Raw genomic sequence first — 25138 nt, 5'->3', positions numbered from 1 at the left:
GCCACCCGTGCCGGCCAAGCCGATCGTCGGTTAGGACAGCCGACGACGCCGAGGAGGTCCCCCGCGTGCTCAGCGCCTTCCGCTCGGCTCTCGCGACGCCGGATCTACGCAAGAAGATCCTGTTCACGCTAGCCATCGTCGCGGTCTACCGAATCGGTGCGACCATTCCGGCCCCCGGGATCTCGTACGGAGCCGTTCAGGCGTGCAGCTCCCAGGCGCAGCAGGAGGGCGTCTACCAGCTGCTGAACCTGTTCAGCGGTGGTGCGCTGCTGCAGTTGTCGCTCTTCTCGACCGGCATCATGCCGTACATCACGGCGAGCATCATCATCCAGCTGCTGACCGTGGTCATCCCGCGGTTCGAGGAGCTGAAGAAGGAAGGGCAGTCCGGCCAGGGCAAGCTGACCCAGTACACCCGGTACCTGACGGTCGCGCTGGCGATCCTGCAGGCCACGGGTGTGGTCGCGCTCGCGGACCGCAAGCAGCTCTTCCCGGACTGCGACTCGCCGATCATCCCGGACAACAGCGTCTACTCGCTGGCGATCATCGTCATCACCATGACCGCGGGCACCGCCGTCATGATGTGGCTGGGTGAGCTGATCACCGAACGCGGTGTCGGCAACGGCATGTCCGTCCTGATCTTCCTGAACATCGCCGCGCGCATCCCGGTCGAGGGCGGCAACATCCTCAGCAACGCGGGTGGTCTCGGCCTGACGATCGTCTGCGTCTTCGGACTGGTGATCATCGCCAGCGTCATCTTCGTCGAGCAGGGGCAGCGCCGGATCCCGGTGCAGTACGCCAAGCGCATGATCGGCCGCCGGATGTACGGCGGCACGTCGACCTACCTGCCGATCAAGGTGAACCAGGCCGGCGTCATCCCGGTCATCTTCGCGTCTTCCCTGCTGTACCTGCCGGACCTGATCAGCCGCCTCGTCGGCGACCAGAACGCCAACTCCGGCTGGCAGGTCTTCATCAAGAACTACATCGTGAACCAGTCCAGCTGGGTGCACATCGCGCTGTACTTCGCCCTGATCATCTTCTTCACGTACTTCTACATCACGATCACGTTCAACGTGGACGAGCGTGCGGATGAGATGAAGAAGTTCGGCGGGTTCATCCCGGGCATCCGCCCGGGCCGGCCGACCGCGGAGTACCTGAGCTACGTGCTCGGCCGGATCACCCTGCCGGGCTCCCTGTACCTCGGTATCATCGCGATCCTCCCGAACTTCTTCCTGTCGTTGACCGGTAGCGGGAACAACCAGAACTTCCCGTTCGGTGGCACAGCTGTGCTGATCATGGTCGGTGTCGGGCTCGACACCGTGAAGCAGATCGAAAGCCAGCTGATGCAGCGCAACTACGAAGGGTTCTTGAAGTGACGCGGCTGGTTCTCGTGGGTCCGCCCGGCGCGGGCAAAGGTACGCAGGCGGTGGCGCTGTCCGAGCAGTTGCGGATCCCGCACATCTCGACCGGCGACCTGTTCCGCGCCCACGTCGGCCAGGAGACCCCGCTCGGCCAGGAAGCCAAGCGCTACCTGGACTCGGGCGAGCTCGTGCCCGACTCGGTGACGAACGAAATGGTCCGCGAGCGGCTCGCGGAGCCGGACGCGAAGGCCGGCTTCCTGCTCGACGGCTTCCCCCGCAACACCAAGCAGGCCGAGGTCCTCGGCGAGATCCTCGGCGAGGCGGACGCTTCCCTCACCGCGGTGATCCAGCTGCAGGTGCCGGAGGACGTCGTCGTCGGCCGCCTCATGTCACGGGGCCGCGCGGACGACACCGAAGACGTCATCCGCCGCCGTCAGCAGATCTACGTGTCGGACACCGCGCCGCTGCTCGAGTACTACGCCGGCATCCTGGTGACCGTCGACGGCGTCGGCAGTGTCGAGGAGATCTCGGACCGCGTGCTGAAAGCGCTGCGCGACCGCACGTGAATCTCGGAGGATTGCGTGTTCTGCAAGTGCTCCGGCGTGGGCGCATGATCGAGGTCAAGACCCCGGGCGAGCTGCAGTCGATGCGCGCCGCGGGGCTCGTCGTCGCTCGTACGCTCGCGGCCGTCCGCGCCGCCGCGGTCCCGGGGGTCAGCACCGCCGAGCTCGACGAGCTCGCCGAGCAGACCATCCGGGACGCCGGCGCGGTGCCGTCGTTCAAGGGCTACCACGGCTTCCCGGCGTCGATCTGCGCGTCGGTGAACGAGCAGATCGTCCACGGCATCCCGGCGAAGACCCAGGTCCTCGCCGACGGTGACCTGATCTCGGTCGACTGCGGCGCGATCCTCGACGGCTGGCACGGCGACTCCGCCGTCACGCTGGCCATCGGGGAAGTCGCGAAGGCCGACCTGGCGCTGTCCGCGGCGACCGAAGCGGCGATGTGGGCCGGGATCGAGGCGGTCACCGCCGGCGGCCGGCTCACCGACATCTCCTACGCCGTCCAGTCGGCCGCCGAGCGCGCGGCCGAGGACGACGGCATCGACTACGGGATGATCGTCGAGTACGGCGGTCACGGCATCGGCCGCCAGATGCACATGGACCCGTTCCTGCCGAACGTCGGCAAGCCGGGCAAGGGCCCGCGGCTGAAGCCCGGCATGGCCCTGGCGATCGAGCCGATGCTCACCGGCGGTGGCGGCGAGACCCGCGAGCTGGACGACGGCTGGACGGTCGTCACGGCCGACGGCTCCCGCGCGGCCCACTGGGAGCACACGGTGGCGATCACCGACGACGGTCCGTGGGTGCTTACCGCTCCGGAAGACGCCTGACCTGCGCGTTCACTCGTCAGTGTTGATCATCCGCACGGCGACCTGCGCCTTCTTCTAGCATGGTTACCCCCGGTTTGGGGGTCGCGACACGGGTTGCGTACACTACCAAGTCGGCGCACTTATCGCGCCCGGATCCTGCGCGTTCGTGAATTCACGGTACTGGGACTCGGGCACGAGTGTGCCGACGTTGCACACCAGACAGGCATTCGTGCTCATCTGATCACTCAGTGTAGCGACAGGCAATGCCGACAAGGAAATGCGGAGGACATGGCGAAGAAAGACGGGGCCATCGAGGTCGAAGGCCGCGTAGTCGAGCCGCTCCCCAACGCGATGTTCCGCGTCGAGTTGGAGAACGGTCACAAGGTCCTGGCACACATCAGCGGCAAGATGCGGCAGCACTACATCCGCATCCTGCCCGAGGACAGGGTTGTCGTGGAGCTCTCGCCCTACGACCTCTCTCGTGGTCGCATCGTCTACCGCTACAAGTGATCACGAAGAGCAGCTAACAGGAGAGCAGAAGACGTGAAGGTCCAGCCGAGCGTCAAGAAGATCTGCGACAAGTGCAAGGTGATCCGCCGTCACGGCCGGATCATGGTGATCTGCGAAAACCTGCGGCACAAGCAGCGGCAGGGCTGATCGCCCGCACTCGACCAGAGTGGATTGACGGCTACACAACCTCCCCGCACCTGCCGGGTCACGCGAGTGATCCGGTTCACCCCCGGACTTCAGGCCGGGGCCGGGACACCCGAAGCGCAAGCCGAGGGCACGACAGGCGAGTCGGTCCCGGAACCGGACGGGGAGCAGACCTGAGGATGAATTCTAAGAAGGAGCATCAACGCCAATGGCACGACTCGCTGGCGTAGACCTCCCCCGCGAAAAGCGGTTGGAGATCGCGCTTACCTACATCTACGGCATCGGCCGTACCCGCTCGAAGCAGCTCATCAAGGCTGCCGAGCTCAACGCGGACACCCGCGTCAAGGACCTCAGCGATGACGACCTCGCGAAGCTGCGTACGTACATCGAAGAGAACTTCAAGGTCGAGGGTGACCTTCGCCGCGAGGTGAACGCCGACATCCGTCGGAAGATCGAGATCGGGTGCTACGAGGGCCTTCGCTGGCGTCGCGGACTGCCCGTCCGCGGTCAGCGCACGAAGACCAACGCCCGTACCCGCAAGGGTCCGAAGAAGACGGTCGCCGGCAAGAAGAAGGCTGGCAAGAAGTGAGCGTCCAGGGCAAGAAGGTCGTGCAGATGGGCGGCGCTCAGCGTCGCGGCTCGGCTTGTGTCTCGCCCAAGGCGCTCTACGCCCGCCCGATGGCGCTCCGCAACCTGTACACCGACGCCGGTTCGATCATCCGGCGCGGACAGGCCGAAGCGGTCGCCGCTCACCAAGAGAACGCGCGCTAACAGGAGAACCCTCAGAACATGCCACCGAAGTCTCGTACCGCGGCGGGGACCAAGAAGGTCCGCCGCAAGGAAAAGAAGAATGTCGCGCACGGTCACGCGCACATCAAGAGCACCTTCAACAACACCATCGTCTCGATCACGGACCCGACCGGTGCCGTGATCGCGTGGGCGTCGAGTGGACACGTGGGCTTCAAGGGCTCGCGTAAGTCCACCCCGTTCGCCGCGCAGATGGCCGCCGAGAACGCCGCCCGCAAGGCTGCCGAGCACGGCATGAAGAAGGTCGACGTCTTCGTGAAGGGCCCGGGTTCGGGCCGCGAGACGGCGATCCGCTCGCTGCAGGCGGCCGGCCTCGAGGTCGGCACCATCCAGGACGTGACCCCGCAGCCTCACAACGGCTGCCGCCCGCCCAAGCGGCGCCGGGTCTGAGGAACGGGGAGGAGTAAGAAGAAATGGCTCGTTACACCGGCCCCGCGACGCGTATTTCGCGTCGCCTCAAGGTTGACCTCATCGGCGGCGACCAGGCTTTCGAGCGTCGCCCCTACCCGCCGGGCCAGCACGGCCGCGGGCGCATCAAGGAGTCCGAGTACCTCCTGCAGTCGCAGGAGAAGCAGAAGGCTCGCTACACCTACGGCGTTCTCGAGCGCCAGTTCGTCCGGTACTACAAGGAAGCCGTCCGGCGCCCGGGTAAGACCGGTGAGAACCTGCTGCAGATCCTCGAGTCCCGCCTGGACAACGTGATCTACCGCGCCGGCATCGCCCGCACCCGCCGTCAGGCGCGGCAGCTGGTGAGCCACGGCCACTTCCTGGTCAACGGCGTCAAGGTCAACGTCCCGTCCTACCAGGTCTCGAAGTGGGACATCATCGACGTGCGGCCGAAGTCGTTCACGATGCTGCCCCTGGTCGTGGCCAAGGAGTCCTACGGCGACCGCCCGATCCCGGCGTGGCTGCAGGTCGTTTCGTCGAACCTCCGCGTGCTGGTCCACCAGCTGCCGGAGCGTGCGCAGATCGACGTTCCGGTTCAGGAACAGCTGATCGTCGAGCTTTACTCGAAGTAATCCGGCTCTCGGGCCGGTTACGGGCGGCGGCGCCCAGAGTGCGCCGCCGCCTCGCCATCCCTTCGACGTCATATGGCGGGCGTCGTCTGGAAAGGAACAAGGAAGAATGCTGATTTCCCAGCGGCCGGCTCTCGGCGAAGAGACGGTCAACGAGACCCGTTCCCGGTTCACCATCGAACCGCTGGAGCCCGGCTTCGGTTACACCCTCGGCAACTCGCTGCGGCGCACGCTGCTGTCGTCCATCCCGGGCGCGGCCGTGACGAGCATCCGCATCGACGGCGTGCTGCACGAGTTCACCACCGTTCCCGGGGTGAAGGAAGACGTCACCGACATCATCCTGAACCTCAAGGAGCTCGTGGTGTCCTCGGAAGAGGACGAGCCGGTCACCATGTACCTGCGCAAGCAGGGCCCCGGTGAGGTCACCGCGGCCGACATCGTGCCGCCGGCCGGTGTCACCGTGCACAACCCGGACCTGCACATCGCGTCGCTGAACGGCAAGGGCAAGCTCGAGATCGAGCTCGTCGTCGAGCGCGGCCGCGGTTACGTTCCGGCCCTGCAGAACAAGCAGGCGGGCGCGGAGATCGGCCGGATCCCGGTCGACTCGATCTACTCGCCGGTGCTGAAGGTGACCTACAAGGTCGAGGCCACCCGTGTCGAGCAGCGCACCGACTTCGACAAGCTGATCCTGGACGTCGAGAGCAAGCCGTCGATCACGCCGCGCGACGCGGTCGCGTCGGCCGGTAAGACGCTGACGGAGCTGTTCGGTCTCGCCCGCGAGCTGAACGTCGACGCCGAGGGCATCGAGATCGGCCCGTCGCCGCAGGAAGCGGACACCATCGCCGCCTACGCGATGCCGATCGAGGACCTGGATCTCACCGTCCGGTCGTACAACTGCCTCAAGCGCGAGGGCATCCACACGGTGGGCGAGCTGGTCTCGCGCAGCGAGGCGGACCTGCTCGACATCCGCAACTTCGGCGCCAAGTCGATCGACGAGGTCAAGCTGAAGCTCGTCGGTCTCGGCCTCGCGCTGAAGGACAGCCCGCCCGGGTTCGACCCGACCGCGGCAGCCGCCAGCTACGACGGTGAAGGCTGGTCGGAGGGTGTCGGTGGCATCGCCGACGGGATTTCGGACGGCCACGACGATGGCCAGGACTACGCAGAGACCGAGCAGCTCTAGGGCTCTGTGCCTGGACGCTGCGAGCTGAACTAGTAGGAGAACCAATGCCCACCCCTACCAAGGGAGCCCGGCTCGGCGGATCAGCCGCGCACGAGCGGCTGATCCTGGCCAACTTGGCCACGCAGCTGTTCGAGCACGGCAAGATCACCACCACCGAGGCGAAGGCGAAGCGGGTCCGCCCGCTGGCCGAGAAGCTGATCTCGAAGGCGAAGCGGGGCGACCTGCACAACCGCCGTCAGGTTCAGCGCGTCGTCCGTGACAAGGACGTTGTCCACAAGCTGTTCGCCGAGATCGGTCCGCACTTCGCGGAGCGTCCCGGTGGTTACACCCGCATCACCAAGACGATGGCCCGCAAGGGCGACAACGCCAAGATGGCCGTCATCGAGCTGGTGAACGAGAAGACCGTGACGAGCGAGGCCGAGCGCGCGCGCAAGACCAAGTTCGCCAAGGACGAGAAGCCGGCCGCCGCTGTCGAAGCCGCTCCGGCCGCCGAGGAAGCCGCTTCGGAGGCTCCCTACGGTGAGGGCAGCCACGCGCCGCTCGAGGACGGGACGCAGCCCGAGGGCTTCCCGATCAAGGGCAACGACGAGTCGAAGTACTACCACACCGAGGAAAGCCCGTACTACGAGCAGACCAAGGCCGAGGTGTGGTTCGCCACCGCCGAGGCCGCGGAAGCCGCGGGCTTCTCGCTGCCGCCGTCGCAGCAGGACGACGAGTCCTGACGACGGAAGCCGTTCCGAACGAGCCCGCCATCCCCGCTGGGGACGGCGGGCTCGTTCGTCTGCGCCTGGACGTCTCCTACGACGGCACGGACTTCTCGGGCTGGGCCCGCCAGCCGGGCCGCCGCACGGTCCAGGCGGTGCTGGAGGAGGCCCTGCAGCGTCAGCCGCCGGGCGCCTCGGTGCCGAAGGCGGTGGTCGTGGCGGGCCGCACGGACGCCGGGGTGCACGCGGCCGGCCAGGTGGTGCACGTCGACGTCGTGCCGCTGGCCCCTTCGGCTTCGAGCCGGGTCCCGATCTCCGCCGAAGGCATTCCGGACCTGACCCGGATGGCCGGGCGCTGGAACCGCCTCCTGCCGGGCGACGTGCGCGTCCTGGGCGCCCGCGTGGCACCTGCGGGTTTCGACGCCCGGTTCTCGGCGGTCCGCCGCCACTACCGCTACCGCGTCTCGGACGCCCCCTGGGGCGTGGACCCGTTGCGCCGCAACGACACGCTGGCCTGGAACCGTCCACTGTCGACGGACGCGATGAACGACGCGGCTTCGGCGTTGCTGGGCCTGCAGGACTTCGCGGCGTACTGCAAGCAACGCGACACGGGCACGACGATCCGCGAGCTGCAGCGCCTGGTCTGGCGCCGGGTGGACGAGCACCTGCTGGAGGTCGAGGTCTCCGCGGACGCGTTCTGCCACTCGATGGTCCGCAGCCTGGTCGGAGCCCTGCTCCTGGTGGGCGACGGCCGCCGCGCCGGTTCGTGGCCCGCGGAGGTCCTGGCGAGCGGCGTCCGCGACAGCGCGGTGGCCCCGGCCCACGGCCTGACCCTGACCGCGGTCGACTACCCGCCGGACACCGAACTCGCCGCACGGGCCGAGCAGACGCGCAACGTCCGCACCTCGCCCTGAAAGCCGTGAAGGCCTCCTTCCCGGCTCTTATGGCCGGTAAGGAGGCCTTCACGGCTTTCCTGCGAGCGGGGAGGACCTCAGTCGCCGCGGCGGACGGGGCCCAGGAGCTGCTGCTCCTTGCCCGTCGTCACCAGGCGCAGCGGGCGCCAGAGGTTGCGGCCCAGGGCTACCACCTGGTCGTCCTTCAACGTCGTCAGCTGGCGCATCATCTGCGGCGGCAGGCGCCAGATGCGGGCCGCCAGCTCGGCTTGGCCGGCCGGGAGGCGCTGCATCAGCACCAGGTCCGCCGCGTTCGCCGTCGCGCCCGCTTGGGGGTGCAGGTACGGGAGGACGTAGATCGTCGTCTGCCACGGTGACCTCGGCGGGAACAGGTCCTGCGGGGTCGGGCCGCCGTCGGTGACCACCAGCAGCGGGGCGTCCTCCGACGGGCGGGGCAGCTCGACCGGGGACAGCCGGCGGATCTGGACCAGCGGGGACGGCCGGCCGTCGCGGCTGCCGGCCGCGCGGGACAGCACCTGCCACTCGGTCGGGCGGCCCGTGGCCACCACGACCCACGCGCCGACGGCCATCGCGCGCATCGCGACCTGGCGGGCCAGGTACAGCCCGCCCACCAGCACGATGCGGGTCGGCGTCGAGCGCAGCGCCGAGATCGTCAGCGGCTCGCCCTTGAGGCCCGAGCCGAGCACGATGCCACCGCGGTCACCCGACGGGCTGATCGCGTCGAGCATCGCGGGGTCCACGGTGAACTCCGGCGCCACACCGGTGTTCTGCCCGGCGTCGCGGAGACGGGAAGTCATGCCGTACCTCCGATAGGCAACGTCGCGGCGAGCGCGGAGACCTGCAGCCCGCGCAGCGGCGTCAGAACCACTCCCAGCCGCTCGGACAGCCCGTGCAGCCGCTGGTCGGCGGCGTCGAGCTCACGCGGGTTGCGCGCGCTGAGCCGGACCACGCCGCGCAGCCCGATCTTGCCCTCGTCGGACGCCGGTGAGATGGACATCGCGACCGTCGCGGACAGCGCGCGGACGCTCGTCAGCGCGTTCAGGCTGCCGGTGATCTTGCCCTTCGGCCAGCCGGTGATCGCGTAGCTCGCGTGGCCGATGCCGGCCGCGGTCACGCCGGACCACCGCTCCTGCAGCATCACCTTGTCCGGCGAGCCGGCGACCGACGTCAGCTCCGCGGCGGAAATGCTCGCGCGCAGCAATTCGTCCGGGTCGAGCGGCCGGGTCGGGACGCCTTGGGACTCCAAGGCGTTGCGCACGCGGGAAAGCGCGCCGATCAGCGCGCGGTGGGCGCCGACGACGCCGCCGCCGCGCTCCCGGATCGCCGCCGGGCAGCGCTTCGGGTCCAGCCGGATCGCGACCCACGTCGTCCGCCGCGCCGCCGCGGGCAGCGGGCCGAGCACCTCCATGTAGGAGCTCAGCGCGGGCGAGTCCGACGGCAGCGCCGCGCTGCCCGGGTAGCAGTGCCAGATCATCTGGATGGAGTCGAGGACGACGCCGCGGTCCTCCAGGCACGGGGCGAGCGCCGCGAGCGGCAGGCTCGGCGCGTCACCGGCCTGGGTGATCATCGCCGGGGTGGGCTCGACGAGCAGCACGGCCGTCCAGGAGCCGTCGTGCCAGGCGAGCCCGACCTGCTGGCGCTCGTGGTCGACGCCGTGCGCGACGACGAGGTCCGGGACGGCGATGCGGAGCAGGTTCACGCGGGCGTCGTCCGCGCCGGTCACCGCGGTCTCCTCGGCCGCCATCGCCTCGACGCTGCTCGGCGGCAGCGGCTCGGCGACGCGGTCGTGGGACCGGAAGGAGTACCGCATCGTCAGGCCGACCCACTGGGTGAACCAGCGGCCGCGCCAGCGCAGCAGCGCGACGATCAGGGCGGCCGCGAGGATGCCGATCCCCACGTACTTCAACGACATGTCGATGGCGAGCAGCACCAGCCCGACCGCGAGACCGACCTCGAGCACGACGAGGTTCGCCACGGGGAGCGGGCCGAGGTTCACACCCGAGGACCGGCGCCGCGCGGGCGGGGCCATCCGGGTCGCGCCGGCCGGGGAAGTGGCCGGGCCGCCGGAGTCACCGGCCCCGGGCCCCTGGGGGCCGCTGGGACCGCCCGGGCCACCAGGTCCGCCCGGGCCACCAGGCCCACCGGGACCTCCCGGTCCGCCAGGTCCGCCCGGGCCACCGGGACCGGGACGACCCGGTCCGCCGGGGCCACCAGGGCCGGGACCGGGTCCGCCGGGGCCGCGAGGGGGTCCGCCGGGTCCGCCACCAGGCCCCTGGGGTCCGCCGGGTCCGCCACCGGGGCCACTCGGCACCCCACCGGGTCCGCCAGGGCCACCGGGAAGGACGTTGGGGCCGGTCGGTCTGCCCGGCCGCGGCGGCGGGCCCGGCTGACGGCCGGGCGGCGGGGGCCCGGGCGGGCCAGGCGGACGTGGAGGGTTGGTGACGGACATCCGCGCTTTCTCTTCCCCTCGTGCTTGCTGCGTACCCGGAAGCCGGGTCCCGGGGAGTCCGACACTAGCTTGAGTTGGTAGAAACCCCACACCAGACGGTCCCCGTACGGCTATCCTGCGGAACCGTACCGCGACGGGGAGAGCTGTAGGTCGAGAATGCCATCAACACCCACGACTAAGTCTCAGGTTCAGGCGTACAAGTTCGTCCTGCGCCGGATGCAGTCGGCACTGGTCCGGCGCGACGCCGTGATGCTGCACGACCCGATGCGCACCCACACGAGGGCCACGATCGTCGGTGTTGTGCTCGGCGCTCTCGGCGCCATCGTGTTCGTCGTCTGGGGCCTGCTCAGCCCGGCGCCGTCGGTGCCCGAGGCCGGCGGCATCGTGATCGGCGAGCAGTCCGGCACGGTCTACGTCGTGATGGGGAACCCGAAGACGCTCGTCCCGACCTTCAACCTCGCGTCCGCGCGGTTGTTGCTGCTCGCCCAGTCGAAGCAGTCGTCCGGTGCGGCCGGCGGCAACAGCGTGGCGGCGCCGGCGGCAGCGGCGAGCCCGGCCGCTGTGAAGAATCCCACGGTCGTTTCCGATGAACAGCTGAAGAACATCCCGCGCGGAAAGCTGACCGGAATTCCGGACGGCCCTCAGTTGATTCCGGGGGATTCGCAGCGGATTTCCGCGAATTGGGCCGTCTGCGACCAGGTTCAGCTCGATCCGTCGCTGCCGCAGCCCGACAGCGTGAACAAGACCAACACCTACGTCTTCGGCGGAATCGCGCCGAGCGCCCTCGGCACGGAACTGGGGGACAAGGAAGCGCTGCTGGCGGCGGCGGACAACGGCAAGACGTACCTGATCTACCGCCTGCCGAGCACGCAGAACCGTCCCAACGCCAACACGGTGCGCGCCGAGATCGACGTCAACAACACCAACGACGCCGTCCGCACGGCGCTCGGGCTGCAGCAGAAGCCGCGGAAGATCACGCAGGGCCTGCTGAACGCGATCCCCGAGGTCGCGCGCCTGACGCCGCCGAACATCGCGGACGGCGCGGCGCCGGCCGACTTCGACGGGCTGACCGCGGGCGACGTCTTCTCCACGCAGCCGACCGGCGACCAGCCGAAGTACTGGGCCATCACCACCGGCGGCATCCAGCAGGTGTCGAACGCGGTCGCCGACGTCATCCGCGTCGCGAAGCACGGCAGCGCGAGCAAGCTCCAGACGCTCGGCCTCGACAAGCTCTCCGGCGTGCGCGTCCTGCAGCCCACCGACCCGGACTACATCAAGGTCGACGACTTCCCGCGCTCGGTCCCGACGATCCTCGACGCGACGAAGAACTCGGCGGTCGCCTGCCTCGGCTGGTCGGTGGTCGGCGACGGCAACAACCGCGACGCCCACACCTCGGTGTACATCGACACCCAGCTGCCGGGCCAGAACAGCCACGGCGACAAGTTCAGCACGATCAAGGTCACCACGCCGGGCCCGAACCGCGTGCCGGTCAACGGGTTCTACCTGCAGCCCGGGTTCGCCGCGGTCGTCCAGTCCGCCACCGGCCAGGCGAGCTTCGGCAAGGGCTCGATCCAGCTGATCTCCGATCGCGGCATCCGCTACAGCGTCCCGGACGCCACGACCGCGGACGCGATCGGCCTGAACAACCGGCAACCGGCGCCGGAGTCGATCATCGGCCTGCTGCCGACCGGTGCTTCGCTGAACACCCAGGACGTCCTGCGGGAGTTCGACTCCGTGCCGATCGACCCGAACGCCGGCTCGTTCCCGACGCCCGGCCCGCAGCCGGGCAGCTGAGCGGAACCATCGGGCCGCTCGGCGCGTCACAGGCTCGGATGGTCTTTTCGCGAGCGGAGGTGCCGTGGCCGGCTTGAGGATGGACGGCGTTGTCGTCGCCGGGTACGCCAAGACGGCTGAGGAGGCCGCTGCCGAGCTGGATTCGGCGGCGGCCGAGGTGGGCGGCGAAGGCGTCTCCGACGAGTCCTACGGCGCGCTGGGGGCGCAGATCGGCCTCGGTGCGTCGTACGGCCGCGCGGCCGGCGCGTTGCGGCAGCAGCTGGCCGACGGCGCCGAGGCGCTGCGGTCGGCCGCGGAGGCGCTGCGGCACGTCACGGTGCGCCACAGCGACCAGGACGCCCAGGCCGCGGAGCTGATCGAGCGCGCCGGGAGGCTCGAATGACGTTCGCCGAACCGGAAGCGTCCACCGCTTCCATCCCGCACCCCCTGGCCAAGCGGACGGTCGCCTCCGCGGCGGTTCCCGCCGTCACCTTCGGGCCGAACGCGGAAGGCGACGAGATCGCCGCCGCGGCCGAGCCGTACCTGGCGTACCTCTCGGACCTTTCGGGCCAGCTGGGGCTGATCGACCCCGTCGAGACGTACTTCCGCCCGCTGATCGGCCGCTGGAGCGACCTCGGCGCCGAAGCCGGCCGGTTGCGCCAGGCGGCCGCCGCGGCGGCGGAGGTGTCCGCCCGGCTCGACGACCAGCTCGGCCGCCTGGACGGCGGCTGGGAAGGCCGGGACGCGGACGCGTTCGTCGGGTACATCCGCGAGATCGGCGCCGCGGGCGGCGACCTCCAGGAAGCGCTGACCGTCCTGGCCGGCGCCCTCGACGACCTGGTGACGACCTTGCGCCACGTCGTCGTCGACCTCGTCGAAGTGCTGGTGGACGCGGCGGAACTGGTGTCGGAGTCGATGACGCTCCCCAGCGGCGGCACCCGGCGGGCGCGGACGCAGCTGCGGGAGACGCAGGAGTCGGCGAAGGCGCTGTACGAGACCGCGCGCGATGTCCTGGAGGCGTTCGACCGGCTGTGCGACGGGGTCGACGACCCCGACGTCGTCACCCGCAGCGTCGAGATCAACCACCGGTACCCGCAGGACCGGTTTCGGTTGCAGGACACGGAATCCGGTGCGACGGCGGTTTCTTCGACGACTTCGACGACTTCGGCGGACTCGGGTTCGGACGAGGTCATGACGGCGTCTGCGGTGGAGGAGGGCAAGCACACCGGCTCCGGTCAGCCGGCGGACGCGGCCGTCCAGCAGCCGGTCGCACCGGTGGTCGAAAGCACCCCGGACCACAGCGCGTCGGGCATGCCGATGATGCCGATGATGGGCATCGGCGGCTTCGGCGGAGGCGGCGGCCAGGCCCGCCGGCCGTCGAAGAACCGGCCGATGATCAAGTCGTCGGAACTGCTCGGCGAGCCGGACCTGGTCGCCCCGCCGGTGATCGGCGAGGACGAGACGGCGCCGAAGCCCAAGCCGCCCGCGAAGCAGTAGCGCCCGCGGTCAGCGGACCGGGCCCGTGGGCTCCGGGCGGTTGCGGCGGATCGTGCGCATCACGAAGAGCGTGATCAGCAGGGCCACCAGACCGCCACCGGTGCCGGCGAGGGCCACGATCATCGGGGTCGAGCTGTGGTCGTTGGCCGGAGGGAGCTGGGCCATCTGCGGGCCGGGGTCCGAGGCCACGACCCCGACCTCCGACGGCAGGCTCTGCGTCAGCGCCGCCACCGGGTCGATGACGCCGTAACCGACGAAGTTGTCCCGTCCACCCGGAGCGGCCGGGTGCTGGGCCGTTTCCTTGATCCGGTTGATGACTTTCTTCGCGTCGAGGTCGGGGTACTTCGCCCGGACCAGCGCCGCGAGGCCGGCGACGTAGGGCGCCGCGAAGCTCGTGCCCTGGATCTCGCTCGCCTTGTCGCCGCTTTCGAACGTCAGGTTCGCCAAGCCCGGCGACCCCACGGCGGGATCGAGCGAGATGATCTGGGTACCGGGGGCCGCGACGCCCACCCACGGGCCGTGCACGCTGAACGGCGCCACCCCGCCGGTGCTGTCGATCGCGCCCACGGACAGGACGTCGTCGGCGAACCACGGCGGCGTCACGATCGTCTTCGGCTTGCGCGCGTCCGCCTGGTCGTTCTGCGGGCAGGTGTCCGTCGCGTTGCCCGCGGCGGCGATGACGACGATGTTCTGTGACGCCGCGTAGTGCACGGCTGCCTGAACCTGCTGCTCGCCCTCGGTGATCGACCCCGTCGCGGCGCGGCAGTTGTCGACCGACATGTTGATGACACTGGCTTCGCCCCGCTGGGCGATGCCGTGGATGATTTCGGCCAGCGTCTTGAGCGTGCCCGCGGTGCCGGCCTTCTCCAGCTGGCGGCCGCTGTTGGTCTGCCCGGGCGAAGTCCCGTCACCGCCTCCGCTGCCGCCTCCGTTGCCGCTCGGAGGCAGTGAGCTTTCGGAGCCGGACGGCGGGTTCGTGCTCGACGACGGGGTTCCGCTGCTGCTGGCCGGCGGGGTCGACGACGGGGGAGTCGTGTCGGGCTCGTAGTTCTCGCTCAGCTGGCGGTAGGACACGATCGTCGCGTCCGGGGCGACGCCGACGAACCCGACCTCGGGGTTGTCCGGCTTGCCCGCGATGATCCCGGCGACTTCGGTGCCGTGCCCGTCGCAGTCCTCCAGCCCCGGCGCGGCGCTCTTCGGTGTCGAGACGTATTCGCCGCCCGACACCAGCCGGTCCTTGAGCCACGGGTGAGGGGTCACGCCGGTGTCGACCACCGCGACCTTGATCCCGCCGCCGGCGCTGCCGGTGGCGGCCTTGACGATGTCCTGCGCCTTGGCGATCTGCAGGTACTCCTGGCCCCAGGGCCGGTTCTTGATCTCGACGGTCTGGCCGAGGACGGCGCGCTGGACGCAGCCCTTCGACTGCTTGTAGGCCTTGTCCGGCTTGCGCTCGTCCGGGATCAGCTTGCTGTCGTCCACCGGCGGCGGGGTCGCGTAGTAGCCGTCCGCCGGGGCCGTCTGCGCCCACACCGGCAACGCGACGCCGAGCGGCGCGAGCACGCCGATGGTGCCGGCCAGCAACGCCGTGGTCGTTCGCCGGGTCGCGCCGAAGCGGCGTCCTGCTGCCATCCGAGATTCACCCGATCCGGTCACTTGAAGTTCAGGTGCCGCAGGGTGGTGTAGAGGTCCATCACACCCAGGGCGAGCGGGAGCACCGACGCGATGCAGAGCGCCTCGATGATCTCCACCGTGCGCCGCAGCGGCGGCGAGAAGCGCTGGTTCGGGAAGATCACGCCGACCACGAGCGCGCCCGCGGCCAGCAGGATCAGCACGCCGAAGACGATGAGCAGGCGGTTCTGCGGGCTCGACGTCGTCAGCCAGCCGATCGCGATGCCGGTCGCCGAGACCATGCCCGTGGTGAGCAGGGCGATGGCCTGGCTGCCGTTCGCGTACGCGCGGGCGCGCAGCAGCAGCACGAGCGTCGCGACGACGCCGAGGATGATGCCGAACACGCCGGGCGCCGACGAGGCGATGACCGCGGCCACCGCGACCGTGGCACCGCAGCCGATCATCAGGCCGGTCATGTAGTGGTGCGCGATCGCCGTGCGGTGCTCGATCGCCCGGTAGTCGGGGAAACCGGAGTCTTCCTTGAGCTCCTCCGCGCTGCCCGGGACGTGCGGCAGTGGCAGCTTCGCGAGCCAGATCGTGGCGCGCGGCAGGATCGAGATGCAGGCGAGCGCGACCGCGATGGTGCCGGCCGCGATGCCGGCGGCCGGGTGCGCGATGAGCGTGCCGAACAGGAACGCCAGCGCCCCGAAGGTGCCCGCGGTGGCGGCGGCGATGAACGTCGTGATGCCGGCGCCGATGACCATGATGCAGACCGAGGCGACGATGATCACGAGCACCGCGCCGAGCAGCAGGTTCGCGCGCAGCGACAGCCCCGGCACGATGTAGAAGCCGCTGACGAAGGCCAGTGGCAGCCCGCCGGCCGCGGCGACCAGCACGCCGGTCGACTCGGCCTGGTACGCCTTGGCGAGCGTCGCGCCGACCGCGACGCACGCGATCGCGCCGATGCCGCCGGCGATGGCCGCGCCGAGCGCGCTGCCGCCGTAGAACGATCCGCTGAAGAACAGCGCCACGGCGGCGACGACCAGCGCCAGCCCGCCCGCGACGTGCCCGAAGCGGTTGGCCGTTTCCTTGGTCCACGGCCGGAAGCTGTCCGGGGAGGACTCGGCGATCGCGTCGACGACGTCGTCGTACAGCGGTGGCGGCGGGTTCTCGTTGCGCTTGCGCAGCTGCAACAGCTCGCCGTCGACGACGCCGAGCGAGGCGAGCGTGCGGCTGGGGTCGAGCGGGGCGTCGCCGAGCTTGGCCAGCGCCCAGCCGCCGTGGCGGGCGCCGCCGTCGGGCGACGACTCCTTGGCCATGTCGAGCAGCATCGGGAGGAGATCGGCCACCGCGACGTCGGCGGGCAGCGCCACGTCGATCCGGGTGGAGGGCGCCACCACCGTCACCCTGCTGAAAACTGTCGTGCCCGTAGCCACTGCACTGCCCCCGCTCGGTTGATACTGCTCCCGGGGGAACTTATACCGGACCCGGGCGCCGACATCATCGAACGTCCGAAATCACTGCCCGCCGCAGGTCGGTACGAGTTCGCTTCTTGGTGATGACGTCGTCGCGGGAGAAGCGGGAGAAGAGGCCCTCCGCACGGTGATCATCGCCGGATCATGGTCAGCACGCTTGTCGCCAAGGGTGAACCGGCTGTAACCAAGAGTGTGAAAGCGGATTTCGCCGAGCGATCATGACTGTCGGTCGTGGGCCGTACACTCGCCGGACGAGGGCAGGGACGCCCGACGTGGGTCACAGAGGCGGTTGCGGCATCCGCCGGAATTCCTCCGCGACGTTCGCTAGGTTGTTCCGCGCACCCTGCGCACTAAACGGTGGCCGCCATCGTCGAGTTTGAATGAGGGGTCCTTCGATGAGCACGCTGCAGTTCAAGAAGTCGCCGCGGCTGGCGGCACCGCGCCCGCCGGGTGGCGAGGTGCACCTCGAGCCGCCGCCCGAGGTGCCCCGCGTCATCCCCGGCAACATCGTCATGAAGGCGCTGCCGATCGTGATGATCGTGGCGTCGCTCGGGATGATGGTCTTCATGTTCCAGGCCAGCAACCGGAACCCGATGATGATGGCCATGGGCGGCATGATGGTCGTCGGGACGCTCGGGATGATGGCCGGCGGTGGCGGCAAGGGCGGTGGCGCCAAGCGCGCCGAGATGGACGAGGACCGCAAGGACTACCTCCGTTACCTGGGCCAGATGCGCGATCGCGCCCGCGAGGCGATGGTCGATCAGCGGGCCGCGCTCGAGTGGGTGCACCCGGACCCCCAGTCCCTGTGGCCGCTGGCCGGCAGCCGCCGGATGTGGGAGCGCCGGCAGAACGACCAGGACTTCCTGCACCTGCGCGTCGGGCGCAGCTCGCACCGCCTCGCGACGCGGCTGGTCCCGCCGCAGACCGGGCCGGTCGACGAGCTGGAGCCGATCGCCACCCTCGCGCTGCGCCGGTTCGTGCGCGCGCACTCGATCGTGCCGGACCTGCCCACCCAGATCACGCTGCGCGGGTTCGCCGCGGTGAGCATGCAGGGCGACCGGGCGCTGACCCGCGGCCTGACCCGCGCGATGCTCGCGCAGATGGTCACCTTCCACAGCCCCGACGACGTGCTGATCGCGGTCGCCACCGCGGGGCGCGCGAAGGAGGAGTGGGAGTGGGCGAAGTGGCTGCCGCACGCCCAGCACCCGACGATGTCCGACGGCATCGGCCAGCTCCGCATGATGGCCGGCTCGCTGGCCCAGATCGAAAACTGGCTCGACGAAGAACTGCGTGACCGCCAGCGGTTCTCCCGCAACGCCACCCCGGCGCCGGACCAGCCGCACGTCGTGATCATCGTCGACGACGCCGAGGTGACCCGCGAAGAGCAGATCATCCTCGAAGAGGGCCTGGTCGGCGTCACGCTGATCGACCTGTCCGACTCCATCGGCAACCTCGCCGCCCGCCGCGGGCTGCGGCTGGTCGTGGAGGCCGACAGGCTCGGTGCGCGCAGTGCCGGCGGCGTCGAGTGGTTCGGCCGCCCGGACACCCTGAGCGTCGTCGAGACGGAGTCGCTGGCGCGGCTCATCTCGCCGTACCGCGTCGGCGGCGCGGCCGGGCAGGACGTCAGCGACGAAGAGCCGCTGCTGTCCAACCCGTCGCTGCTGGAGCTGCTCGGCATCCCGGGCGACCCGATGACCTTCGACGTCCAGCAGGCGTGGCGGCCCCGGCCGATCCGCGACCGCTACCGCGTCCCGTTCGGCGTCGGCGAGTACGGCCAGCCGGTCGAGCTGGACATCAAGGAAGCCGCCGCCGAGGGGATGGGCCCGCACGGCCTGTGCATCGGCGCGACCGGTTCCGGCAAGTCGGAGTTCCTCCGCACGCTGGTGCTGGGCATGCTGGCCACGCACTCGTCGAGCACGCTCAACTTCGTCCTCGTCGACTTCAAGGGTGGCGCGACCTTCCTGGGTCTGGACAAGGCGCCGCACGTCTCCGCGGTCATCACCAACCTCGCGGACGAGGTCACGCTGGTCGACCGCATGAAGGACGCGCTGGCCGGCGAGATGAACCGCCGGCAGGAAGCGCTGAAGAACGGCGGTAACTTCAAGAACGTCTGGGAGTACGAGAAAGCCCGTGAGAACGGCGCCGACCTCGACCCGCTGCCCGCGCTGTTCATCGTCTGCGACGAGTTCTCCGAACTGCTCGCGGCGAAGCCGGACTTCATCGACCTGTTCGTGGCGATCGGCCGGCTGGGCCGGTCGCTGCAGATGCACATGCTGCTCGCGTCGCAGCGCCTGGAAGAGGGCAAGCTGCGCGGTCTCGACTCGCACCTGTCCTACCGGATCGGCCTGAAGACCTTCTCGGCGGCGGAGTCCCGCGCCGCGATCGGCGTCCCGGACGCGTTCGAGCTGCCCTCGGTCCCCGGTGGCGGGTACCTGAAGTTCGACACCTCGACGCTGGTGCGGTTCAAGGCGTCCTACGTGTCCGGCCCGTACCGGCCGGCCGGCATCCAGGCCGCGGGCCCGGCGGCGACGGTGGTGCGCGCGGACAAGCGCCCGCAGCTGTTCGTCCCGGACTTCGTCGAGCTGCCGAAGGAACCGGAACCGGAGCTGTTCGACGCGGCGCCGAAGGTCGAAGAGCGGCAGCAGCCCGAAGAGGCGGTCGAGCCCAGCGAGCTGGACGTCATCGTCTCGCGGCTGATCGGGCAGGGCCCGCCGGCGCACGAGGTGTGGCTGCCGCCGTTGAAGGACCCGAACTCGCTCGACACGCTGCTGCCGAACCTGAACCCGACCGACGACCGCGGCCTGTCCCCGGTCGGCTTCTTCGGCAACGGCCGGCTGCAGGTGCCGCTCGGCATCGTCGACCGGCCGTACGAGCAGCGCCGTGACCCGCTCTGGGCGGACTTCGCCGGCGCGGCCGGCCACGGCGTGATCGTCGGCGGCCCGCAGTCGGGCAAGTCGACGATGCTCCGGACGCTGATCATGTCGATGGCGCTGACGCACACCCCCGAAGAGGCGCAGTTCTACTGCCTCGACCTCGGTGGTGGCACCCTGGCCGGGCTGGCCGACCTGCCGCACGTCGGCGGGGTGGCCGTGGCCCGGCGCGAGCCGGACAAGGCCCGCCGGATCGTGGCCGAGCTGACCACCCTGCTCGTCGAGCGGGAAGGCCGGTTCGGGGCGATGGGCATCGACTCGATGACCGAGTTCCGCAACCGGAAGCGCCGCGGCGAGATCCGGCCGGATCAGGACCCGTTCGGCGACGCGTTCCTGGTCGTCGACGGCTGGCGGGCCCTGCGCGACGACTTCGAAGAGCTCGAAACCACGATCACCCGGATCGCCACCCAGGGCCTGTCCTACGGCGTGCACGTCATCATCTCCGCCAACCGGTGGGCGGACATCCGCCCGGCCATCAAGGACATGATCGGCACCCGGTTCGAGCTGCGCCTCGGTGACCCGACCGAGTCGGACATCGACCGCCGGATCGCGGTCAACATCCCGGCCGGGCGGCCGGGCCGCGGCCTGACGCGGGAGAAGCTGCACCTGCTCGGCGGCCTGCCGCGGATCGACGGCTCGAGTGACGCGGAGACGATCGCGTCCGGCGTGGCCGACGCGGTGGCGAAGATCAAGGCGGCGTGGCGGGGCCGGGTGGCGCCGCAGGTGCGCCTGCTGCCGGAGATGATCACCTACGACGAGGTGCTGAAGCTCGACCAGGCCCGCGACTCCAAGCTGATCCCGATCGGGGTCAACGAAGAGGACCTGCAGCCGATCTACCTGGACTTCAACGCCGAGCCGCACTTCTACGCGTTCGCCGACGGCGAGTCGGGGAAGACGAACCTGCTGCGACAGATCGCCCGGGGCATCTCCGAGCGGTTCACGTCGAAGGAAGCGCTGATCCTGCTGGTCGACTACCGGCGCTCGATGCTCGGGTTCGTCCAGGGCGATTCGCTGCTCGGCTACGCGGTGTCGGCGGCGCAGCTGGAGAGCATGGTCAACGACGTCTTCAACTCGATGACGCGGCGCCTGCCCGGCCCGGACGTCACGCAGGAGCAGCTGAAGACGCGGTCGTGGTGGAAGGGCCCGGAGCTGTTCATCCTGGTCGACGACTACGACCTGGTGGCCACCTCGTCCAACAACCCGCTGCGGAAGATCTCGGACTTCCTGCCGCAGGCCAAGGACGTCGGCCTGCACCTGGTGGTCGTGCGGCGTACCGGTGGTGCGAGCAAGGCGATGTACGACCCGATCATCGGCAAGCTGAAGGAGATCGCGGCGCCGGGCATGGTGATGAACGGTTCGCGCGACGAGGGTGCGCTGATCGGCAACATCAAGCCGAGTGCGATGCCGCCGGGCCGGGGCCTGATGCTGACCCGCAAGTACGGCAAGCAGTTGATCCAGGTGTCGTGGATCCAGCCGGACTGAACTGTGCCGTTCGTCCCCGATCCGGCCACAGCCACGGCCGAAGGGTTTCGTGGAATGGTCGCGTCCTCCGGGGGTGGCGGCCTGCTTTTGGCCGGATCGGGAACAGTGCGGCGGAGCGCACCTTCGACGACGGGGTAGGTTTCCTCCCCGAGGGTGCGCCCCGCCGGCGTGATCGCGGTGGCGCGGGGGATCGCGGCGAATATTGCGGGAGCTTCGGGTGACAGTGCGGGTAGCGGTGGACTTCGGGACATCGAGTACCTGTGTCGTCGCCTCGGTGAACGGGCGCGATCCGCAGGTCGTGGTGATCGACGGCCAGCCGCTGATGTCCTCGGCCGTGTACGCGGCGGCCGACGGCACGCTGTTCGTCGGCCAGGAGGCCGAGCGGCAGGCGGCGGTCGACCCGTCGCGTTACGAACCCAACCCCAAGCGGCGGATCGACGAGGGCGAGCTGCTGCTCGGCGACAGTGTCCTGCGGGTCACCGACGTCGTGCACGCCGTGCTCGGCCGCGCGGTCGCCGAGGCGCGCCGGCTGGCCGGCGAGGCCGAGGTCGACCTGCTCGTGCTGACCCACCCGGCGGACTGGGGCGCCATCCGCACCCGGCTGCTGCGGCAGGCGGCCGGCGGGCTGGCGCGCGAGGTCGCGCTGGTGCCGGAGCCGGTCGCGGCGGCGGTCTACCACGCCGCGACGTTCGCACCGCAGGACGTCACCAACGACCGCACCGTCGAGTTCAGCGGCCGCCCGGGCGACGCGCTCGCGGTGCTGGACCTCGGCGGCGGCACGGTCGACGTCAGCGTCGTGCGCCGGCTTCCGCCGGACACCGCGCGGGACCGGGCCGGCCGCCCGCAGCGTGGCGGCTTCCAGGTCCTCGCCACCCGGGGAGATCCCGCCTTCGGCGGCGCGGACATCGACCAGGCGCTGCTGGAGCACGTCGGCGAGCTCGTGGCCGGCGGGGAGCAGGACGCCTGGCGCCAGCTCGTCGAAGGCCGGGAGCTCGTCGACCGCCGACGCCGCCGTGTCCTGCGCCAAGACGTGCGCGGGGCGAAGGAAACCCTGTCGCGGCACGCCTACACCGACGTCCCGATGCCGCCGCCGTTCGCCGACGCGCACGTCACCCGCGAGGACCTCGAACGGCTGATCGCGGCGCCGCTGGGGCGCGCGGTGGAGCTGACCGTCGCCTCGATCGGCGACGCCGGCCTGCGGCCGAAGCAGCTCACCGCGATCTTCCTGGTCGGCGGGTCGAGCCGGATCCCGATGATCTCCCGGCTGGTGCACGAACGCACCGGCGTCGTCCCGACGAGCCTCGACCAGCCGGAGACGGTCGTCGCGCGCGGCGCGCTGCGCGCGGTGCTGGTCGACCCGGACCGCACCGGCGCGCTGCCCGGCGAGGCGATGGCCCGGATGGGCGCGGTGCCGGGGGGCGCGCTGAACCCGGCGGCGCAGCGCACGGAGGTCGTCCGCCCCGGCGACGTCGCCCCGCGCCCGGCGCCACCCCGGTCCGCACCGGCTCAGTTCACCCCGCCGAACGCGAACCGTCCCGGGCCGCCACCGTCACCGCCCCACGGCCAGCCGGCGGCCCGCCCGTGGACGCCGGCGGCCGGCCAGCCCGCCCAGAGCGGCCCCGGTGGCCCTAGTGGCCCTGGTGGCCGGCCCGGCGGCGCGTCCGCGGCTCCGCCCGCGCCCGAGCCGCCCGCGAAGGACCGCAAGAAACTGTGGGGGGTCGTAGCCGTCGCGGTGGTCGTCGTGGCCGCGCTCGTCGTCGGCGGGGTGCTCTTCTTCACACGCGACAGCACCCAGGCCGAGACGGGCCGGACGCTCTCGCAGTACGACTTCAAGTTCGTCTCGCCCACCGACTGGGTCCAGACCGACGACCGGGTCGCCGACCGCCAGGTCGTCATCCACCCGCAGGAGTCGGCGGACGGCAACGACCTGCTCGTCGCGCAGGAGTACGTCATGGACTACGACGCGACGGCGGACCCGCAGAAGCTCTCGGACGAGCTCAAGAAGAGCGCCGACAACGACCCGGACCAGTACAGTGCGTACAACCCGAGCGCCTCGTACGCGGGTCGCACGGTGATCTTCTACCACCAGGTCAAGCCGGACCGCCCCGACATCCAGGTCGACTGGTACGTCGTGGCGAAGGGCCGGATCCGGGTCCACGTCGGCTGCCAGTACGTGAAGCCCGAGCTGCGCGACCGGGTCGCCGCCGCCTGCACGCAGGCCGTGCGGACGGTGGAAATCCTCAACTGAGAGGAGGGCACGCGGTGCCGTCCGAAGAATTCGAGAGCGCCGCGGCGTCCTTCAAGCGGATCGGCCAGGATGCCGTGACGCACGCCCGGCGCGTCTCCGGGAACGCGAAGGCGCGCAATCAGCGCCACCACAGCGAAAACGTCGAATTGCTGAAGCGAACGGGTCGCGGCGCCAAGTCCGGCGATCCGACGCCCGGCACCCTGCGGGCGGCCGCCGAACGGTTCCGCCGGGCCCGCGGGCTGGCGGTTCCGGAGGTCCCCGAGACTCCCGTGGTTCCCGATTCGGTTCCTTCGCGTTCGCAATCTCCCGCTCGGACTCCTCGAACGAGTGACGATGACGAAGACTTTTCCCAAATGCGAATCATGAATCGCGGCCGGTGAGTTCACCGCGTGTTCGCTGTGCGTGTGCTAACCCCGCTGGTGGAGAACGTATTTTCGGGTGACTGGTCGCTGGATCGGGGTGATTCGCCGCAACGGGCGGCGATCAGTTCCCAGGGGGAGCGTTCCCGCAAGCAACTACTTGCCGGTGAAGCACGACAAGAGGGAACCGGGCATGGCAGGGTCTGCGTCGTAGGGCCGTACAAACGAACGACCTGGCACGGCCAACCACTCTTATGAAGGGGGTTTCCAGCATGTCTGGATTCACAGGGACAGTTGCTCAGTTCACCGACGCCGAGGGCAAGGTCACCGAGGTCCGCGCGGGCATGGACAGCAACCTGTCCACGCTGCGCGACCGCATCGAGGCCACCCGCGCCGGCTGGCAGGGCGACGCGCAGAAGGCGTTCGACCACGTCATGCAGCGCTTCGACGAGGACGCCCGCAAGATGAACCAGGCGCTGCAGAAGATCGCGGAGCTCCTCCGCGAGGCCGGTTCGAAGTACGAGAAGTCCGAGCAGCAGCAGCAGGAGATCCTGGGCGCCGTCAACCGCGGGTTCGACGCGCTCGGCTGAGCTTCACCCTCGTCTTTCTTTCATTCACCCGAAATTCTTGATTTCTGAAGGAGTACGTCATGTCCGATGCCGGCATTGTCGTCAATTACGCCACCATCCGCGCTGCTGCGGACGACTGCACGCAGACCGGGGGCGAGCTGCAGCAGGCGTTCGACCGCCTCAAGGACGACCTGAAGCCGCTGATCACCACCTGGACCGGTTCCGCCAAGGAGCAGTACGACCAGGCCCAGCGCGCGTGGGACCAGAGCTTCGAGGACCTGAAGCAGGTTCTGGCGCAGATCGCCGCCGCCCTGCCGCAGATCGCCGACGGCTACCAGTCGACGGACAGCGCCGTCGAAGGCCTGTTCTGAGCCGCTAGCCCCGGGAACCACGGCGGGCCCGCACTTCGGTGCGGGGCCCGCCGTTTTCCTTTTCCGGACAAGGAAAACCGGCTCATCGCAGCAGACAGTCCGGCTGCGGGGAGCGTCCCGGCCCCAAACGCCCCAATGTGGCGTTGGGTGCGTCCAACGCACCCAATGTGGCGTTCGGTGCGTCCAGTGCACCCAACGCCACATTGGGGCGCATCGCCCGGACCCCGTCAACGAACCTCAGACGCACGACGCTAGTGTCGCGCGTCTGAAGTTCGTTGGCGGGTGGCGTGGGGCAGGATCTCCTCGGCGGTCTTGGTCCAGGTGAACGGGTGGCAGCGGTCATTCCAGCCGGCGATGAAACCGCGGATCGCGGCGACG

At 70.0% G+C, this 25138-nt stretch carries 23 protein-coding genes and 2 pseudogenes; 20 read left to right on the top strand and 5 right to left on the bottom strand.

What is annotated here, in order from left to right:
- The first annotated feature begins 65 nt into the window (after positions 1–65).
- From secY to truA, 12 genes and pseudogenes are all read left to right on the top strand, one after another.
- Positions 66–1373, top strand: a complete 1308-nt coding sequence (gene secY, locus ACLJQZ_RS20310) for a preprotein translocase subunit SecY (protein ID WP_247060542.1) — start codon at positions 66–68, stop codon at positions 1371–1373.
- Positions 1370–1924: an adenylate kinase gene (locus ACLJQZ_RS20305; protein ID WP_247060543.1), complete on the top strand. Its 555-nt coding sequence runs from the start codon at positions 1370–1372 to the stop codon at positions 1922–1924. The genes secY and ACLJQZ_RS20305 overlap by 4 nt, the downstream gene beginning before the upstream one ends.
- Before the next feature lie 44 nt (positions 1925–1968).
- On the top strand, positions 1969–2745 hold the full coding sequence (map, locus tag ACLJQZ_RS20300; RefSeq protein ID WP_410621532.1) for a type I methionyl aminopeptidase: 777 nt from the start codon (positions 1969–1971) through the stop codon (positions 2743–2745).
- Between the two features lie 267 nt (positions 2746–3012).
- Positions 3013–3234 (top strand): translation initiation factor IF-1, encoded by a 222-nt coding sequence (gene infA, locus ACLJQZ_RS20295; RefSeq protein ID WP_004558881.1) that lies wholly within the window; start codon positions 3013–3015, stop codon positions 3232–3234.
- Positions 3235–3267: 33 nt separating this feature from the next.
- Positions 3268–3381 (top strand): 50S ribosomal protein L36, encoded by a 114-nt coding sequence (gene rpmJ / locus ACLJQZ_RS20290; protein ID WP_004558882.1) that lies wholly within the window; start codon positions 3268–3270, stop codon positions 3379–3381.
- 205 nt (positions 3382–3586) lie between these two features.
- Complete coding sequence (rpsM, locus tag ACLJQZ_RS20285; protein ID WP_004558883.1) at positions 3587–3967, top strand: 30S ribosomal protein S13; 381 nt, start codon at positions 3587–3589, stop codon at positions 3965–3967.
- Entirely contained in the window at positions 3964–4149 is a 186-nt protein-coding gene (locus ACLJQZ_RS20280) for a hypothetical protein (RefSeq protein ID WP_020643221.1), read from the top strand. Before rpsM ends, ACLJQZ_RS20280 begins: the two co-directional genes overlap by 4 nt.
- A gap of 18 nt (positions 4150–4167) precedes the next feature.
- Positions 4168–4575 (top strand): 30S ribosomal protein S11, encoded by a 408-nt coding sequence (gene rpsK / locus ACLJQZ_RS20275; RefSeq protein WP_247060546.1) that lies wholly within the window; start codon positions 4168–4170, stop codon positions 4573–4575.
- A 23-nt stretch (positions 4576–4598) separates the two neighbouring features.
- A complete protein-coding gene (gene rpsD, locus ACLJQZ_RS20270; protein ID WP_247060548.1) occupies positions 4599–5204 on the top strand; it encodes a 30S ribosomal protein S4 in 606 nt (201 codons plus the stop codon).
- A 106-nt stretch (positions 5205–5310) separates the two neighbouring features.
- Entirely contained in the window at positions 5311–6381 is a 1071-nt protein-coding gene (locus tag ACLJQZ_RS20265) for a DNA-directed RNA polymerase subunit alpha (RefSeq protein ID WP_328445489.1), read from the top strand.
- Between the two features lie 44 nt (positions 6382–6425).
- A pseudogene (gene rplQ / locus ACLJQZ_RS20260) lies at positions 6426–6849 on the top strand (50S ribosomal protein L17); the annotation flags it as partial.
- A 319-nt stretch (positions 6850–7168) separates the two neighbouring features.
- The gene (truA, locus tag ACLJQZ_RS20255) at positions 7169–7999 is read left to right on the top strand and encodes a tRNA pseudouridine(38-40) synthase TruA (RefSeq protein WP_410621811.1); all 831 of its coding nucleotides are present in this window, start codon (positions 7169–7171) and stop codon (positions 7997–7999) included.
- Positions 8000–8076: 77 nt separating this feature from the next.
- Here truA and ACLJQZ_RS20250 read toward each other — a convergent pair whose 3' ends face one another.
- Together ACLJQZ_RS20250 and eccE are read right to left on the bottom strand one after the other, a co-directional pair.
- Positions 8077–8796 (bottom strand): hypothetical protein, encoded by a 720-nt coding sequence (locus ACLJQZ_RS20250; RefSeq protein ID WP_247060552.1) that lies wholly within the window; start codon positions 8794–8796, stop codon positions 8077–8079.
- Positions 8793–10028 carry a type VII secretion protein EccE gene (gene eccE / locus ACLJQZ_RS20245; protein ID WP_326946024.1) on the bottom strand — a complete coding sequence of 412 codons (1236 nt, stop codon included), beginning with the start codon at positions 10026–10028 and terminating at the stop codon, positions 8793–8795. The genes ACLJQZ_RS20250 and eccE overlap by 4 nt, the downstream gene beginning before the upstream one ends.
- A 576-nt stretch (positions 10029–10604) precedes the next feature.
- Between eccE and eccB the strand changes: the two genes are divergently transcribed.
- From eccB to ACLJQZ_RS20230, 3 genes are all read left to right on the top strand, one after another.
- Complete coding sequence (gene eccB / locus ACLJQZ_RS20240; RefSeq protein WP_410621531.1) at positions 10605–12242, top strand: type VII secretion protein EccB; 1638 nt, start codon at positions 10605–10607, stop codon at positions 12240–12242.
- Between the two features lie 64 nt (positions 12243–12306).
- The gene (locus tag ACLJQZ_RS20235) at positions 12307–12624 is read left to right on the top strand and encodes a hypothetical protein (RefSeq protein ID WP_410621530.1); all 318 of its coding nucleotides are present in this window, start codon (positions 12307–12309) and stop codon (positions 12622–12624) included.
- Positions 12621–13718, top strand: coding sequence for a WXG100 family type VII secretion target (locus ACLJQZ_RS20230; RefSeq protein ID WP_410621529.1), 1098 nt, complete (start codon positions 12621–12623; stop codon positions 13716–13718). The genes ACLJQZ_RS20235 and ACLJQZ_RS20230 overlap by 4 nt, the downstream gene beginning before the upstream one ends.
- Before the next feature lie 9 nt (positions 13719–13727).
- Here the strand turns inward: ACLJQZ_RS20230 and ACLJQZ_RS20225 are convergent, their stop codons facing one another.
- Together ACLJQZ_RS20225 and eccD are read right to left on the bottom strand one after the other, a co-directional pair.
- Complete coding sequence (locus ACLJQZ_RS20225) at positions 13728–15347, bottom strand: S8 family serine peptidase (protein ID WP_410621528.1); 1620 nt, start codon at positions 15345–15347, stop codon at positions 13728–13730.
- Positions 15348–15367: 20 nt separating this feature from the next.
- Entirely contained in the window at positions 15368–16732 is a 1365-nt protein-coding gene (gene eccD / locus ACLJQZ_RS20220) for a type VII secretion integral membrane protein EccD (protein ID WP_410621527.1), read from the bottom strand.
- Positions 16733–17196: 464 nt separating this feature from the next.
- On the opposite strand from eccD, the gene eccCa reads away from it, so the two are divergent.
- The 5 genes from eccCa to ACLJQZ_RS20195 all read left to right on the top strand — a co-directional run bounded on the left by eccCa (position 17197) and on the right by ACLJQZ_RS20195 (position 24760).
- Positions 17197–21213 carry a type VII secretion protein EccCa gene (eccCa, locus tag ACLJQZ_RS20215; RefSeq protein ID WP_410621526.1) on the top strand — a complete coding sequence of 1339 codons (4017 nt, stop codon included), beginning with the start codon at positions 17197–17199 and terminating at the stop codon, positions 21211–21213.
- A gap of 217 nt (positions 21214–21430) precedes the next feature.
- Positions 21431–23461, top strand: a complete 2031-nt coding sequence (locus ACLJQZ_RS20210; RefSeq protein ID WP_410621525.1) for a type VII secretion-associated protein — start codon at positions 21431–21433, stop codon at positions 23459–23461.
- Positions 23462–23475: 14 nt separating this feature from the next.
- Positions 23476–23841 (top strand): hypothetical protein, encoded by a 366-nt coding sequence (locus tag ACLJQZ_RS20205; protein ID WP_410621524.1) that lies wholly within the window; start codon positions 23476–23478, stop codon positions 23839–23841.
- A gap of 251 nt (positions 23842–24092) precedes the next feature.
- Positions 24093–24410 (top strand): WXG100 family type VII secretion target, encoded by a 318-nt coding sequence (locus ACLJQZ_RS20200; protein ID WP_326946032.1) that lies wholly within the window; start codon positions 24093–24095, stop codon positions 24408–24410.
- A 59-nt stretch (positions 24411–24469) separates the two neighbouring features.
- Positions 24470–24760: a WXG100 family type VII secretion target gene (locus ACLJQZ_RS20195; protein WP_247060571.1), complete on the top strand. Its 291-nt coding sequence runs from the start codon at positions 24470–24472 to the stop codon at positions 24758–24760.
- A gap of 251 nt (positions 24761–25011) precedes the next feature.
- On the opposite strand, the pseudogene ACLJQZ_RS20190 reads toward ACLJQZ_RS20195, so the two are convergent.
- A pseudogene (locus ACLJQZ_RS20190) lies at positions 25012–25138 on the bottom strand (IS630 family transposase); the annotation flags it as partial.

This window comes from Amycolatopsis sp. cmx-8-4 (assembly GCF_046548675.1).
GTDB lineage: Bacteria > Actinomycetota > Actinomycetes > Mycobacteriales > Pseudonocardiaceae > Amycolatopsis.
Note: the sequence above shows the minus strand (reverse complement) of the source record. Positions and strands in the feature narration are given on the sequence as shown.